General features: G+C 63.6%; 15 protein-coding genes and 1 pseudogene. 2 read left to right on the top strand and 14 right to left on the bottom strand.

All coding sequences use genetic code 11. The annotated features are described in order from the left end of the window. Positions 1-11: 11 nt before the first annotated feature. The 14 genes and pseudogenes from LMH93_RS13715 to paaF form a co-directional block, all read right to left on the bottom strand. A complete protein-coding gene (locus tag LMH93_RS13715) occupies positions 12-1,244 on the bottom strand; it encodes an OprD family porin (RefSeq protein ID WP_047602812.1) in 1,233 nt (410 codons plus the stop codon). A gap of 39 nt (positions 1,245-1,283) precedes the next feature. Next, positions 1,284-2,852 (bottom strand): annotated as a pseudogene (locus LMH93_RS13710) (cation acetate symporter); the annotation flags it as partial. Continuing rightward, entirely contained in the window at positions 2,843-3,151 is a 309-nt protein-coding gene (locus LMH93_RS13705; protein WP_004374508.1) for a DUF485 domain-containing protein, read from the bottom strand. The gene LMH93_RS13705 and the pseudogene LMH93_RS13710, both read right to left, overlap by 10 nt. A 141-nt stretch (positions 3,152-3,292) precedes the next feature. Continuing rightward, the gene (gene paaE / locus LMH93_RS13700) at positions 3,293-4,369 is read right to left on the bottom strand and encodes a 1,2-phenylacetyl-CoA epoxidase subunit PaaE (RefSeq protein ID WP_070095430.1); all 1,077 of its coding nucleotides are present in this window, start codon (positions 4,367-4,369) and stop codon (positions 3,293-3,295) included. Between the two features lie 15 nt (positions 4,370-4,384). Next, the gene (gene paaD / locus LMH93_RS13695; protein ID WP_004577381.1) at positions 4,385-4,918 is read right to left on the bottom strand and encodes a 1,2-phenylacetyl-CoA epoxidase subunit PaaD; all 534 of its coding nucleotides are present in this window, start codon (positions 4,916-4,918) and stop codon (positions 4,385-4,387) included. After that, the gene (gene paaC, locus LMH93_RS13690; RefSeq protein ID WP_070095429.1) at positions 4,905-5,663 is read right to left on the bottom strand and encodes a 1,2-phenylacetyl-CoA epoxidase subunit PaaC; all 759 of its coding nucleotides are present in this window, start codon (positions 5,661-5,663) and stop codon (positions 4,905-4,907) included. The genes paaD and paaC overlap by 14 nt, the downstream gene beginning before the upstream one ends. An 8-nt stretch (positions 5,664-5,671) precedes the next feature. Further along, complete coding sequence (paaB, locus tag LMH93_RS13685; RefSeq protein ID WP_004374528.1) at positions 5,672-5,953, bottom strand: 1,2-phenylacetyl-CoA epoxidase subunit PaaB; 282 nt, start codon at positions 5,951-5,953, stop codon at positions 5,672-5,674. Positions 5,954-5,978: 25 nt separating this feature from the next. Then, positions 5,979-6,968, bottom strand: coding sequence for a 1,2-phenylacetyl-CoA epoxidase subunit PaaA (gene paaA, locus LMH93_RS13680; protein ID WP_004374531.1), 990 nt, complete (start codon positions 6,966-6,968; stop codon positions 5,979-5,981). Between the two features lie 223 nt (positions 6,969-7,191). Beyond that, positions 7,192-8,511, bottom strand: a complete 1,320-nt coding sequence (gene paaK, locus LMH93_RS13675) for a phenylacetate--CoA ligase PaaK (protein ID WP_230064255.1) — start codon at positions 8,509-8,511, stop codon at positions 7,192-7,194. A gap of 121 nt (positions 8,512-8,632) precedes the next feature. Continuing rightward, positions 8,633-9,853 carry a 3-oxoadipyl-CoA thiolase gene (gene pcaF / locus LMH93_RS13670; protein WP_102885399.1) on the bottom strand — a complete coding sequence of 407 codons (1,221 nt, stop codon included), beginning with the start codon at positions 9,851-9,853 and terminating at the stop codon, positions 8,633-8,635. Beyond that, positions 9,846-10,286 carry a hydroxyphenylacetyl-CoA thioesterase PaaI gene (gene paaI, locus LMH93_RS13665; RefSeq protein ID WP_230064254.1) on the bottom strand — a complete coding sequence of 147 codons (441 nt, stop codon included), beginning with the start codon at positions 10,284-10,286 and terminating at the stop codon, positions 9,846-9,848. Before paaI ends, pcaF begins: the two co-directional genes overlap by 8 nt. Beyond that, the gene (gene paaH, locus LMH93_RS13660) at positions 10,279-11,796 is read right to left on the bottom strand and encodes a 3-hydroxyacyl-CoA dehydrogenase PaaH (RefSeq protein WP_230064253.1); all 1,518 of its coding nucleotides are present in this window, start codon (positions 11,794-11,796) and stop codon (positions 10,279-10,281) included. Before paaH ends, paaI begins: the two co-directional genes overlap by 8 nt. A 2-nt stretch (positions 11,797-11,798) precedes the next feature. Further along, positions 11,799-12,590, bottom strand: coding sequence for a 2-(1,2-epoxy-1,2-dihydrophenyl)acetyl-CoA isomerase PaaG (paaG, locus tag LMH93_RS13655; protein ID WP_004374541.1), 792 nt, complete (start codon positions 12,588-12,590; stop codon positions 11,799-11,801). Positions 12,591-12,624: 34 nt separating this feature from the next. Then, a complete protein-coding gene (paaF, locus tag LMH93_RS13650; protein WP_230064252.1) occupies positions 12,625-13,398 on the bottom strand; it encodes a 2,3-dehydroadipyl-CoA hydratase PaaF in 774 nt (257 codons plus the stop codon). Positions 13,399-13,536: 138 nt separating this feature from the next. Here paaF and LMH93_RS13645 point away from each other — a divergent pair, with 138 nt between their 5' ends. Next, positions 13,537-13,773, top strand: coding sequence for a hypothetical protein (locus LMH93_RS13645; protein WP_140400497.1), 237 nt, complete (start codon positions 13,537-13,539; stop codon positions 13,771-13,773). After that, positions 13,746-14,345, top strand: a complete 600-nt coding sequence (gene paaY / locus LMH93_RS13640; protein ID WP_230064251.1) for a phenylacetic acid degradation protein PaaY — start codon at positions 13,746-13,748, stop codon at positions 14,343-14,345. The genes LMH93_RS13645 and paaY overlap by 28 nt, the downstream gene beginning before the upstream one ends. The last annotated feature ends 45 nt before the right edge of the window (positions 14,346-14,390 follow it).

Below are 14,390 nucleotides of genomic sequence, written 5' to 3'. Positions count from 1 at the left end.
GAGGGGTGCTGTTACCACAGCGCCAGGGTGTAGCCGATGATCAGGCGGTTTTCGTCCACGGCGTTGGTCAGGCCGTTGCCGGAGCGGAAGGTGACATTGCGCCAGCGCAGGCTGACGTCCTTGAACGGGCCACTCTGGATGACATACGTGATGTCGGTGTCGCGCTCGCGCTCACGGCCATTGGTTACGGTGGCAGTTTCCGCGTGGCGACCGTCGGTGTAGCGGGTCATGAAACTCAGGCCGGGGATGCCCATGGCAACGAAGTCGTAGTCGTAACGCACTTGCCAAGCGTCCAGCCCGGCCCGGGTGAAGGTGTTATAGGTGACCAGGTTGACGGTGAACGGGTCGCCGCCGTTGACGAACGGGAAGGCGCTGTCACCGGACATCTGCTGCCAGGTGGCGGTGAACTTGTGCGCCCGCACGCCCAGGGTGAACATGGCGTTGAAGTTACGGTTGTCGATGTTGCCGGCACGCTCGGCACCGTCGTTGCGGCTGTCGAAGTAGCGCAGGTCACTGCGCAGGCTCACGCCTTCTGCCAGTGGGCGGGTGTCGATCAGCCCGACGAACTGCTGACGGTAGATGTCCTGGAGCTTGGCGTAGTAATAGCTGACCGTGGTTTGCGGGGTGATGGCGTAGCTGCCACCGCCAAAGTCCAGGTGGTCACTGCTGGCAGCGCCATAGCCGATGTCGTCGCGGCCAGAGGAATCACGCAGGTTGGCCTTGGTCAGGCGTCCGGCATTGAAGGTGAGGCCATCGAGGTCCTGACTGGTGAGCAGGCCACCCTGGAAGGTGGAGGCCAGCAGGCGGGTGTCGTTGTACACCACCACCGGCAGGATCGGCTGCAAGGTGCCCAGCCGCAAGGTGCTCTTGGACACGCGAACCTTGCCGGTCAGGCCTAGCTCGCTGTAGTCATCGACCGGTTCGTGGCTGTTCGGGCCAAAAGGCAGCAGGCCGGTGTTGCGACGGTCGCGGCTGGAATCGAGCTTGATGCCCAACTGGCCCAGCGCGTCCACGCCAAAGCCGACCGGGCCCTCGGTAAAGCCCGATTCCAGCTTGGCGGTAAAGCCTTGGCCCCATTCCTCGGCCTTGGCCTGCGGGGCGTTGCTCTGGCGAAAATCACGGTTGATGTAGTGGTTGCGCAGCTCCAGGCGTGCATGGCTGTCGCCGATGAAGTCGGCCAGCGCGGGCATCGGCAGGGCGAAGGTGGCCAGCCAGGCGGCTGACAGGAAGTGTGTGCGGTTCATTGTTGTTGTTTTACCCGACATGTCTGTTCGTCCTTGAAGTCAGTGTTTGCTGGCGCCAGCCGCACCGATACCGGTCATGGAGCGGATGAACTGGCCCAGGTAGCGACCACGCTCTTCGACGGCACGTTCGGAGGTGTCGGTAACCGAGAACACCCAGGCACTGAGGAAGGCCAGGCTCATGGAGAACAGCGCAGGGTTGCTGTAGGGGAACAGTGCCGTTTCGTTGTGCAGCACGTTGACCCACACCGCCGGGCCCAGCACTACCAACAGCACCGCCGAGACCAGCCCGGCCATGCTGCCGCACACCGCGCCACGGGTGGTCAGGCCTTTCCAGAACATGGAAAGGAGCAGCACCGGGAAGTTGACCGAAGCGGCCACCGCCAGCACCAGGCCGGAAAGAAAGGCAATGTTCTGCGACTCGAACATCAGGCCCAGGATCACCGCCAGCAGGCCGATGACCAGCGTGGCAATGCGTGACACGCGCATTTCCTCTTGCTCGGTCGCCTTGCCTTTGCGCATCACGCAGGCATACAGGTCGTGGGACACCGCCGATGCCCCGGACAGCGCCAGGCCAGCGACCACAGCCAGAATGGTGGCGAAGGCGACGGCAGAGATGAAGCCCAGGAACAGGTTGCCACCCACGGCCTGGGCCAGGTGCACGGCGACCATGTTGCCGCCACCGATGATGGCGCCAGTGGCGTCGCGGTAGGACGGTTCAGTGCCGACCATGACGATGGCGCCAAAGCCGACAACGATCAGCAGCAGGTAGAAGTAACCAATGAAACCGGTGGCGTAGAACACGCTCTTGCGTGCTTCCTTGGCATCACTGACAGTGAAAAAGCGCATCAGGATATGCGGCAGGCCAGCGGTGCCGAACATCATGCCCAAACCGAGGGAAATGGCGTCCACCGGGTTGGACAACAAGCCGCCTGGGGCCATGATCGCCTGGCCCTTGGCATGCACGGCCACGGCACTGGCAAACATGGCCTCGGTGCTGAAGCCGAAGTGCTTGAGCACCATGAAGGCCATGAAACTGGTGCCAGAGAGCAGCATTACCGCCTTGATGATCTGCACCCAGGTGGTGGCGAGCATGCCACCGAAGGTGACATAGGCAACCATCAGCACACCGACCAGCATCACGGCGTACAGGTAGCTGATGCCGAACAGCAGCTCGATCAGCTTGCCGGCGCCGACCATTTGCGCCACCAGGTACATCAGCGCCACCACCAGGGTGCCGAAAGCCGAGGTCAAGCGCACCGGGGTTTGCGCCAGCCGGTAGCTGACCACGTCGGCAAAGGTGTACTTGCCCAGGTTGCGCAGGCGCTCGGCAATCAGGAACAGGATGATCGGCCAGCCCGCCAGGACACCAAGGGCATACAACAGACCGTCGTAGCCGTTCATGAACATCATCGCGGAAATGCCCAGGAACGAAGCGGCACTGATCATGTCGCCAGCAATCGCCAGGCCGTTCTGCATACCGGTCAAGCCGCCCCCGGCGGTGTAGAAGTCACTGGCCGAGCGGGTGCGCAGGGCAGCCCAGCGGGTGACCAGCAGGGTGAAGCAGACAAACACCATGAACATCGAAATGGCGGTCCAGTTCATTGTGCGCACTCCTGCTTGACCTTGTCGTTGAGCGGGTCGAGCACGTTGTTGGCGCGGTGCACATAGATGCCGGTCAGGGCAAAGGACAGCAGCACCATCAACACGCCCACCAGCATTCCGACCGTGGTCACGCCGCCACTGAGGGACTGGCCGAGGGTGCTGGGCGAAAACGCAACCAGCAGGACGAAGCCGTAGTAGACCACCAGCATGGCCAGGGTCAGGCTGCCGTTGAGGCGGCGCTTGCGCCGCACCAGGTGCTGGAAGTCGGGGTGGTTGGCGATGCTTTCTATGCGTTCGGGTGTCATGGCAAGCGATCTCTTGGTTTTGTAATTGTTGTGTTGAGGTCACGCGGGGTATTGCGTTGTTGCTTAGGCCCTCTTCGCAGGTAAGGATGCTGCCCCAAGGCCCTGTAGGAGCGGGTTTACCCGCGAAGCAGTCGACTCGGTCTACAACTGGTCGAAGTCAAGCACCACCCTGTCGCTCACCGGGTAGGTCTGGCACGACAGCACATACCCGGCCGCCACTTCGTAATCTTCGAGGGCATGGTTGCTGTCCATCTCCACTTCGCCCTCGATCACCCGGCACTTGCAGGTGGAGCACACACCGGCCTTGCACGAGTAGGGCAGCTCGGCACCAATGGCGTTACCGGCGTCCAGCACGTTCTGGGTGTTGCGCGGCAGGTCGAAAGCAAGGGCACGGCCGTCGCTGATCACGGTGATGTGGCTAAGCGCCGAATCCACCTGGCGTGCCGCCTCACGGGCTTCGCGGCGGGCCTCGCTGCCGGCGGCGGCGAACAGCTCGAAGTGGATGCGTTCCTTGGCCATGCCGTTGGCCTGCAGGCTGTCACGCACGGTCTCGGTCATCGCCTGCGGGCCGCAGATGAATGCTGCGTCCAGGCCGGCAACGTCCAGCCAGCGCGAAAACAGCTGGCCGCATTTGTCGGCGTCGATGCGGCCGTTGTACAGGTCAACATCCTGCTGTTCGCGGCTGAACACGAAAATCAGGTTCAAGCGGTCGAGGTAACGGTTTTTCAGGTCTTCGAGCTTGTCGCGGAACAGCGCCCCCGAACTGGAGCGGTTGCCGTACAGCAAGGTGAAACGGCTGTGCGGCTCGCTGGCCAGCGTAGTGGCGATGATCGACAGTATCGGGGTGATGCCGCTGCCGGCGGCCACACCCAGATAGTTGCCCTGGCGAGCCGGGTCCAGCGGCACGAAGAAGCTGCCCGATGGCGGCATCACTTCCAGCTGCTGGCCTTCCTTGAGCACCTCATTGGCAAACGCCGAGAAGCGCCCGCCCGGTACGCGCTTGACGGCCACGCGCAGTTCGCCGTCCTGTACGGCGCTGCAGATGGAGTAGGAGCGGCGGACTTCTTCGTTATCCAGCTGGGTGCGCATGACCAGGTACTGGCCCTGAGTGAAGCGGAACTGGTCCTGCAGGTGCTCGGGCACATCGAAGGCAATCGATACCGCATCACGGGTCTCATTGCGCACTTGCTTGATGGTCAGGCTGTGAAACTGGCTCATGGTGGTCTCCACGGCTCAAATGCATTTGAAATAGTCGAATGGCTCCAGGCACTCGCGGCAGCGGTACAGCGCCTTGCAGGCCGTGGAGCCGAACTGGCTGAGCAATTCGGTATGGGCGCTGCCGCATTGCGGGCAGCACACCTGGGGGGCTTCGCCGAGCAGGCTGCGCTTGCTGGCGCTGCCTTGCGGCGGCGCAATGCCATAAGCGCGCAGGCGCTCGCGGCCCAGTTCGCTGATCCAGTCGGTGCTCCAGGCCGGGGTCAGCCGGCGCTCCAGGTCTGGCGCGGTGAAACCGGCCTGTTCCAGCGCCTGGCGGATATCCCCTTCGATGACTTCGGTGGCCGGGCAGCCAGAGTAGGTCGGGGTGACCACCAGGTGCAGGTGGCCGGCGCGCCAATCGACATCGCGCACGATCCCCAGGTCGACCACGCTGACCACCGGCACTTCAGGGTCCATGACCTGGCCCAATACCGCCCAGGCACGAGCCAGGTCGTCGCCTTGCTGTGCCCGCGCGCCGCGGTCGCCGGCAATCAGTTCACCAGGTTGCATCGGGGTAGGCCCTTGGCAGGAACTGCATTTCGGCCAGCAGCAGGCCCAGATGCTCGGTGTGCAGGCCTTTGCGGCCATCCAGGTAGAAGTGGCTGGCGGCCTTGGGCAGCGGCAGTTCGACCGAAGCAAACGTCGCGGTGACCTGCTTCAGCCAGGTGGCGCCGACGGTAGCGGGATCGGCGCCGATACCGCATTCGGCCAGACGGACTTCGTTGTCGCTGCCAGCGGTGAGTTCAACGGTGAAGCGCCACAGCACCGGGATAGCGGCAAGCATGCGCTGGCGGCTGGCATCGGTACCACCGCCCAGGCGTTGTACCCATTCGCTGGACCGGCGCAGGTGGTAGGTGACTTCCTTCAGGGCCTTGGCGGCAATACCGGCGATTCGCGAGTCGCTGGACTCGACCAGCTCCTGCAGCACGGCGAAGTGCCACGCGTCGTAAAGGAACTGCTTGGTCATGGTCACGGCAAAATCACCGTTGGGTTGCTCGACCAGCAGCAGGTTGCGGTAGGCGCGCTCGTCACGGCGGAACGCCAGGGCATCGGCATCTCGGCCATCGTCGAGCAGCTCGGCGGCATACTCCAGCCAGTTGCGGGCCTGACCGACCAGATCGAGACCGACGTTCATCAGGGCCAGCTCTTCCTCGATGGCCGGGGCGCGGCCACACCATTCACAGAGGCGCTGGCCCTGGACCAGGGCGCTGTCGCCGAGCAACAGCAGATAGGGGATAAGGGCTTCTTTATGCATGGCCCACCTCACATGTGTCCGACTTCGTCGGGCAGCTCGTAGAAGCTGGCATGGCGATAGACCTTGTCGTCCGAGGGGGCGAACAGCGGGTCTTTCTCGTCGGGGGAGGAGGCGGTGATCAGCGCCGAAGGCACCACCCACAGGCTCACACCTTCGCTACGGCGGGTGTAGAGCTCGCGGGCGTTCTCGATGGCCATGGCGGCATCGGCGGCGTGCACGCTGCCGACATGCTTGTGGTTAAGGCCGTGCTTGCTGCGCACGAACACTTCGTAGAGGGTCCAGACAGACATTTTCGATCTCCGCATCAATCGCCGCTCAGGCGGCGTTCTTGTTCTGTTGCTTGCGCGCATAGGCCACGGCGGCCTCGCGTACCCAGGCGCCATCCTCGATGGCCTTGCGCCGGGTGGCGACACGTTCCAGGTTGCACGGGCCATTGCCCTTGATCACTTCGTAGAACTCGTCCCACTGGATTTCGCCAAAGTCGTAGTGGCCGCGCTCGGCGTTCCACTTCAGCTCAGGGTCAGGCGCAGTGCAGCCAAGCAGCTCCAACTGCGGAACGGTCTGGTCGATGAAGCGCTGGCGCAGTTCGTCGTTGGTCTGGCGCTTGATCTTCCAGGCCATCGACTGGGCGCTGTTGGGCGAGTGTTCATCGCTCGGGCCGAACATCATCAGCGCCGGCCACCACAGGCGGTTGATGGCATCCTGAACCATGTCGCGCTGGGCTTGGGTGCCCTGGCGCATCATGGTCAGGAGCATTTCGTAGCCCTGGCGCTGGTGGAAGCTCTCTTCCTTGCAGATACGGATCATCGCGCGGGAGTAGGGGCCGTAAGAGGTGCGCTGCAGCACCACCTGATTGACGATGGCGGCGCCATCCACCAGCCAGCCCACAGCGCCCATGTCGGCCCAGCTGAGGGTGGGGTAGTTGAAGATGCTCGAGTACTTGGCCTTGCCGCTGTGCAGTTTGTCGATCTCTTCGTCGCGGTCAGCCCCCAGGGTTTCCATGGCGCTGTACAGGTACAGGCCGTGACCGGCTTCGTCCTGAATCTTGGCCATCAGCTGCAGTTTGCGCTTGAGGCTTGGGGCACGGGTAACCCAGTTGCCTTCGGGCAGCATGCCGACGATTTCAGAGTGGGCGTGCTGGGAGATCTGCCGGATGAGGGTCTGGCGGTAGGCCTCGGGCATCCAGTTCTTGGCTTCGATCTTGATTTCGGCGTCGATCTTTTCCTGGAAGTTGCGTTCCTCGGGGGACATTTCTTCCAGCGTCTTGACGCGCTTGACTCCGGTTTCCACTAGCTGTGCGTACATGTGCTGCGACTCCTGCTAAGGCATGAGTCATTTGTAAGCGATACAAAACATAACGTCAAACACATTTATGTGTATCAAGTGATATTTGTGTATCACATTGCCGGCCAAGGGGCTGTTGCAGCCCACTCTCGGCACAAGGCTGCGCCTGCATCGCGTGCCCGAGGGAACGCAGGCAAAAAAAAGGCCCCGGGCAATGCCGGGGCCGAAATGGCAGCCGATTGGGTCAGCTGGCCAACCGTTTGTCGAACACATGGCACGCCTTGCCCTCGGAGCGCTTGAGCGTGCCGCAGGGTTGTAGGTGCACCTGGGTGCTGATGCCGATGTAAGTCTTGATCTGTTTGGTCAACTCCCCGACGACCAGCTTGCGCTGGCCTTCGTCAAGGTGCTGGCACTCTGCGCGCAGTTCCACATGCACTTGGACACTGTCCAGGTTTCCATTGCGATACAGATGGATCTCATACACCTCTGAAAGCTGTTTTATTTTTAGGACCTGTTCCTCGATCTGGGTCGGGAACACATTGACCCCGCGAATGATCAGCATGTCGTCACTGCGGCCGGTGATCTTGCCGATCCGCCGCATTGGCCGAGCGGTGCCGGGCAGCAGCCGGGTGAGGTCACGGGTGCGGTAGCGCACCATCGGCAATGCCTCTTTGCTCAGCGAGGTGAATACCAGCTCGCCCAGTTGGCCATCCGGCAGTACCTCGCCGGTAGCAGGGTCGATGATTTCGGGATAGAAGTGGTCTTCCCAGATGGTCGGGCCGTCTTTGGTCTCGATGCACTCCATCGCCACGCCGGGGCCCATGATCTCCGACAGGCCATAGATATCGAGGGCATTGATGCCCAGACGCTGCTCAATTGAACGGCGCAGCTCGTCGGTCCACGGCTCGGCACCAAAAATGCCCAGGCGCAGCTTGAGGTCGTGCGGGTCGATGCCCTGGCGCTCGATTTCATCAGCCAGGTTGAGCATGTAGGACGGGGTGACCATGATGATATCGGGCTGGAAGTCGCGAATCAGCTGCACCTGCTTTTCGGTCTGGCCACCGGACATGGGGATCACGGTGCAGCCCAGGCGCTCGGCGCCGTAATGCGCGCCGAGCCCGCCAGTGAAAAGCCCGTAGCCGTAGGACACATGCACCTTGTCACCTTTGCGCCCGCCGGCCGCACGAATCGAACGGGCAACCACATTGGCCCAGGTGTCGATATCGTTCTGGGTGTAGCCGACCACCGTCGGCTTGCCGGTGGTGCCACTGGAGGCATGCAGGCGCACCACTTCTTCCTGGGGCACGGCGAACATGCCGTAGGGGTAGTTGTCGCGCAGGTCGTTCTTGCCGGTGAAGGGGAACTTCGCCAGGTCTTCCAGGCACTTGAGGTCATCGGGGTGGGCGCCGCACTCGGCAAAGCGCTGGCGGTACAGCGGCACATTGTCGTAGGCGTGCTTCAGGCTCCAACGCAGACGCTCCAGCTGGTGCTGGCGCAGGGCGTCGACGCTGGCGGTTTCCATCGGGTCCAGCAGGGCACGATCGGCATCATGGTACATGTTCATGGCTTCACTCGAATTGTTCTTGTACGCCGCGCGCCAGCGGTTGCAGGCCACGCGGTGAGTGTCATGGAGGCAGCATATACGGCTGCGTTCAGTTCGGTAACAAGCGCAGGGCCCGAACCGCTCAGAGGCGCTCGATGATCATGGCGATGCCTTGACCTACACCGATGCACATGGTGCACAGGGCGTAGCGGCCGGCCGTTTCTTCAAGCTCGTGCAAGGCAGTGGTCACCAATCGAGCACCGCTCATGCCCAGTGGATGGCCCAGGGCGATGGCGCCGCCGTTGCGGTTGACGCGTGGGTCGTCGTCGGCCAGGCCCAGCTCGCGCAACACGGCCAGCCCTTGGGCGGCAAAGGCCTCATTGAGTTCGATGACATCCAGGTCAGCCAGTGCCAGGCCGGTGAGCGCCAGCACCTTGCGGGTCGCAGGCACCGGACCGATGCCCATCAGCCTGGGCTCAACCCCGGCCACCGCCATGCCGACGATGCGGCCGCGGGCCTTCAGCCCATGGCGGCGGGCCGCGGCGCTGCTGGCCAGCAGCAGGGCGCAAGCGCCGTCATTCACGCCGGAGGCATTACCCGCCGTTACGCTGCCGCCTTCACGAAACGGCGTCCCGAGCCGAGCCAGCTGCTCCAGGGTCGTGTCGCCACGCGGGTGCTCGTCATGCTCGACCACTTTGGCTGGGCCTTTGCGTTGCGGGATTTCGACCGGCACGATTTCCCGCGCCAGGCGGCCGCGGGCCTGAGCTGCTGCGGCTTTGTGCTGGCTGCGCAGGGCAAAGGCATCCTGGTCGGCGCGCGAGATGCCGAACTGTTCGGCCACGTTTTCAGCTGTTTCCGGCATCGAATCGATGCCGTAGGCGGCCTTCATCAGCGGGTTGACGAAACGCCAGCCGATGGTGGTGTCGAACAGCTCGGCCGCACGCCCGAATGCCTGCTCCGACTTACCCATTACAAACGGCGCACGCGACATGGACTCCACGCCACCGGCCAGCATGAGCCCCGCTTCACCGCAGCGCAGGGCACGTGCCGCATTGCCGATGGCATCCAGACCGGAACCGCACAGGCGGTTGATCGTGGTCCCTGGTACTTCGACTGGCAGCCCGGCCAGCAGGCTCGCCATGTGGGCCACGTTGCGGTTGTCTTCGCCGGCCTGGTTGGCACAGCCGAAGATAACGTCATCAATGGCTTTCCAGTCCAGTTCAGGGTGGCGCTGGATCAAGGCTTTGAGCGGGATGGCCGCCAGGTCGTCGGCGCGCACGCTGCTCAGGGCCCCGGCATAGCGGCCAATGGGGGTGCGCACGGCGTCGATGATCAAGGCATCGGCGTGGGTCGGTTCATTCATCTTGCGTCTCCTGCGCCAGCACGGTGCCGCGCACTTTGTAGGATTTGCCATGGAATATCGCCACCAGCTCACCGCGCTGGTTGTCGATGCGCACGTCGTACAGGCCGGTGCGGCCTTTGCGGCTGACTTCGCTGGCGTGGGCGGTGAGCACGTCATCGCGCAGCGCCGGGGCCAGGTAGTCGATGGTGCAGCCCAGCGCCACCGTGGCCTGGTCGTAGCTATTGCAGGCGAAGGCGAACGCCGAATCGGCCAACGCGAACAGGAAACCGCCATGGCAGGTGCCATGCCCCTGGATCATGTCGGCACGTACCGCCATGCGCAGGCTGGCCCGGCCTGGGCCGGCATCCAGCAGGCTGATGCCCAGGCCCTGAGTGGCCGGGTCGCGGGCGTACATGGCGTCGGCACAGGCTTGTGCCAGTTCCACTTCAGTCATGCAGGGTGCCTCCTTTGGCTTCACAGCGGCGCAACAACAGGGAAGGGCGGTAGCGGCTCTCGCCGTAGCTGCGCTGCAGGTTGTCGAGCACGCGCAGGGTATGGGCAATACCGATGTTCGCCGCCCAGGCCAGCGGGCCGCAGGGGTAATTGACGCCGGCGCGCATGGCCAGGTCGATGTCGGCGGCGCTGCCGACGCCCTGAAGCACCGCATCGGCGGCCTCGTTGGCGAGCATTGCCACGGTGCGCAGTACCACCAGGCCGGGCAGGTCGGCGACACCGGTCACTTTCAGGCCGGCACGCTGCAGCAAGGCTACGGCGTGGTCGCGGGCGCTGTCAGTGGTATCGGCGGACCAACTGATGGCAAGGCGGGTGGCGCTGCTGTAGTCCAGCGCCAGGTCGAGCAGCACAAGGTTGCGCAGGCCGTCTTCGCGGGCGCGCTGGCTGGCCAGGCGGCCATCGGACAGGGCCAGGGTGGCATCGCCCACCTGAATCAAGCCACTACCGGTGCGCTGGGTCACGGCAATGCCGCTTTGGCGAAGGCGCTCGACCAGCGGCTGCATCACCCCCAGGTTGCCCTCGACAACGCAGGCCTCTGCGCAGGCGGGGCTGTGCAGTTCGGCCGGCTGCGGACGCTCGACGCCTTCGGCATAGCGATAGAAGCCTTGGCCGGTCTTGCGCCCCAGGCGACCGGCGTCCACCAGTTCCTTCTGCACCAGCGAAGGCTGGAAGCGGAAATCGCCATAGAAAGCATCGAATACTGAACACGTGACAGCGTAATTGACGTCATGGCCAATCAGGTCGGTCAGTTCGAACGCCCCCATGCGAAAGCCGCCAGCGTCACGCATCAGCGCATCCAGGCTGGCGCAATCGGCGGCACCTTCCTGCATCAGGCGCAGGCTTTCGGCATAGAACGGCCGCGCTACACGGTTGACGATGAAACCCGGTGTAGAGCGCGCATGGACCGGCTGCTTGCCCCAGGCCTGGGCAGTGGCGTAGATGCGTGCGGCCACTGCCGGGTCGGTTGCCAGGCCCGACACCACCTCGACAAGCGCCATCAGCGGTGCCGGGTTGAAAAAGTGCATACCGACCAGGTGCTGCGGGCGTTCAAGGCCAGCGGCGAGGCTGGTGATGGACAGTGACGAAGTGTTGCTGGCAAGGATACAGTCGGCTGCGCACAGGGTTTCGAGCTGGCCGAACAACGCCTGCTTCACCTGCAGGTTTTCGACGATGGCTTCAATGACCAGGCCGGCATCTGCCAAGGCTTCGAGTGTATCGACCGGGCACAGGCGGGCATTGATCGCTTCGCGTTCAGCGGCCGGCAACGTTCCTTTGTCCACCAGCCGGGCCAGTTGGCGATCGATACCCGTCACCGCCTGGGCGGCAGCACCCGGGCGGTTGTCGTAGAGCTTGACGGGGTGGCCGGCCTGGGCCGCGACCTGGGCGATACCGGCGCCCATGGCGCCGGCACCGATCACCGCCACCTGCACATTGCTTGCGAGTGCGCCCATGTTCAGCGCCCCTTGAAGGCTGGCGTGCGTTTGTTCATGAAGGCGCTCACGCCTTCGCGGTAGTCCTCGCTGCGCCCGGCCAGGCGCTGCAGGTCTCGCTCCAGCTCCAGCTGCGCCTCAAAACCGTTGTCGAAACTGGCATTGAGGCTGCGCTTGATCAGTGCCAGGCCGTAGGTGGGCTGGGCGGCGAGCTGGCGGGCGAGGGTGAGGGCTTCGTCACGCAGCGCGGCATCATCCACCACGCGGTGGATCAACCCCCATTGCTCGGCCTGTTCGGCGCCAAGGCGCTCGCCCAGCATGGCCAGCGCCTTGGCCCGGGCCATACCGACCAAGCGCGGCAGCAGCCAGGTACCGCCGGAGTCCGGCACCAGGCCGATCTTGCAGAAGGCCTGGATGAAACTGGCCGAGCGGGCGGCCAGCACCAGGTCGCAGGCCAAGGGAATGTTGGCACCGGCACCGGCCGCCACGCCGTTGACCGCACAGATCACCGGCAAAGGCAGGTCGCGCAGGGTGCGTACCAGCGGGTTGTAGAACTTGTCGATCGATTGGCCCAGGTCCGGCATTTCGGCGCCTGGGGCAACGTTGCGGTCGGACAGGTCCTGCCCGGCGCAGAAGCCGCGGCCTTCAGCCGTCAGCAGCAGCACCCGCGCGTCACTGCTTTGGCGCACTTGCTTGAGCGCTTCGCGCACCTCCAGATGCATGGCCGTATTGAAGCTGTTCAGCTGCTCGGGGCGGTTCAATGAAAGGAAGGCAACGCCGTCCTCGATGGAAAACAGGATGTGCTGGAAAGTCATGACAGGCTCGCTCCGTCAGTCGAGAGAATGATGATCAGCGCCCCTGGAAATGGGCTTGGCGCTTTTCCTGGAAGGCGCGGATGCCTTCATCGCGGTCGGCGGTGCCCGCCAGCAGGGTGAAGGCATGGCGCTCGAAGCGCAGGCCGCTGGCCAGGTCGGTATCACCGGCCTTCAGTAACGCCTCCTTGGCCAGGCGCACGGCCAGCGGCGCTTTGGCGGCGATGCTGCGGGCAACCTGCATGGCGCGTTCTACGGTGAGTTCGGGCTGGGTGATTTCGCTGACCAGGCCGGCCTGCTGGGCGCGGTGGGCAGTGATGGCTTCCCCCGTCAGTACCATCTGCATGGCCAACGGCTTACCGACGGCACGCAACAGGCGCTGGGTGCCGCCAGCACCGGGGATGATGCCAAGGTTGATTTCCGGCTGGCCGAAACGGGCGTCGGTACCGGCGATGACGATGTCGGCGCACATTGCCAGTTCACAGCCGCCACCCAGGGCATAGCCGTTGACTGCGGCAATCAGCGGTTTGGCGAATGCGGTGATGCTTTGCCAATGCGCTACGCGCGGGTCATTGAGGATGCCGACCAGGTCGCGATCAGCCATCTCGCGGATGTCGGCGCCTGCGGCGAATGCTTTGGCACTGCCGGTAATCACTGTGGCCCGGACATGCTCGTCGTCCCCGGCAGCCTGCAGCGCAGCAGCCAGTTCTGCCAGTAGCTCGGTGCACAGGGCATTCAAGGCCTCGGGCCGTTGCAGGGTAATGAGCTGAACGCCGTGTTCGGGCGCCTGCACATCGATATATCGCGGCATGTCGGGTTCCTCTGGCTGCACGCACGGCACATCGCGTGGCCGGCATTTTTTTGGAATTGTTTGCAGGGGCGTAATGCGGGATCACGACCAGGTGAGGTCAGTATATGCTCTATGTGATACATCAAAGCAAGTTTAAAAATGTATTCGCGTATCTCTTTTTTATTTTCCAGCGGCCAAAGCCGCAGAGCAATGCCTGCAGAAGAATCGGTTCATCTGGTTATTTTCTGGTATTTAACGCTGGTTTTTGCCTGGCAGAATCAAATCAACACAAGTGATACACGATTGACGACCAAACAGCTTCTGATACAAGATCGAAAGAAATTTCAAATCATTTCAGGAGTGATGCCATGCCTTGCTATCGACTGGACGGCCTGACGCCCGTGGTTCACCCGACAGCCTACGTGCACCCCAGTGCAGTCCTGATCGGCGACGTCATCGTTGGACCCCGCTGCTACATCGGCCCACTGGCATCGCTCAGGGGCGATTTCGGCCGCATCGTGCTGGAGGAGGGCGCCAACTTGCAGGACACCTGCGTGATGCACGGTTTCCCGGGGGGCGACACCGTAGTAGAGCGTAACGGGCACATCGGCCATGGCGCCGTGCTGCACGGCTGCCGAGTGGGCGAAGACGCGTTGGTCGGCGTGAACGCCGTGGTGATGGATGGCGCCCATGTAGCACCACGTTGCATTGTCGCGGCCACTGCCTTCGTCAAGGCAGGCTTCGAATGCGCGGCGCAGAGCCTGGTGATGGGGTCGCCAGCCCAGGTCAAACGCCCACTGACCGATCAGGAGCTGGCCTGGAAACAGCGCGGGACGGCGGAGTACCAGCACCTGGCGCAGCGCTGCATGAACAGCATGGTCGAATGCCCGCCGCTGGCCGAGGCAGAGCCGGGACGCCCGCGCATGGAAGACACCGGGGTCAGGCCCAAGGGCCAGGCGAGCGCATGAGCCTGGCAGCGACACGCAATGGCCAGGCGGCCCACCGCACAGGTA

Source organism: Pseudomonas sp. CIP-10, from assembly GCF_020911845.1.
Taxonomy (GTDB): Bacteria; Pseudomonadota; Gammaproteobacteria; order Pseudomonadales; family Pseudomonadaceae; genus Aquipseudomonas; species Aquipseudomonas alloputida.
Note: the sequence above shows the minus strand (reverse complement) of the source record. Positions and strands in the feature narration are given on the sequence as shown.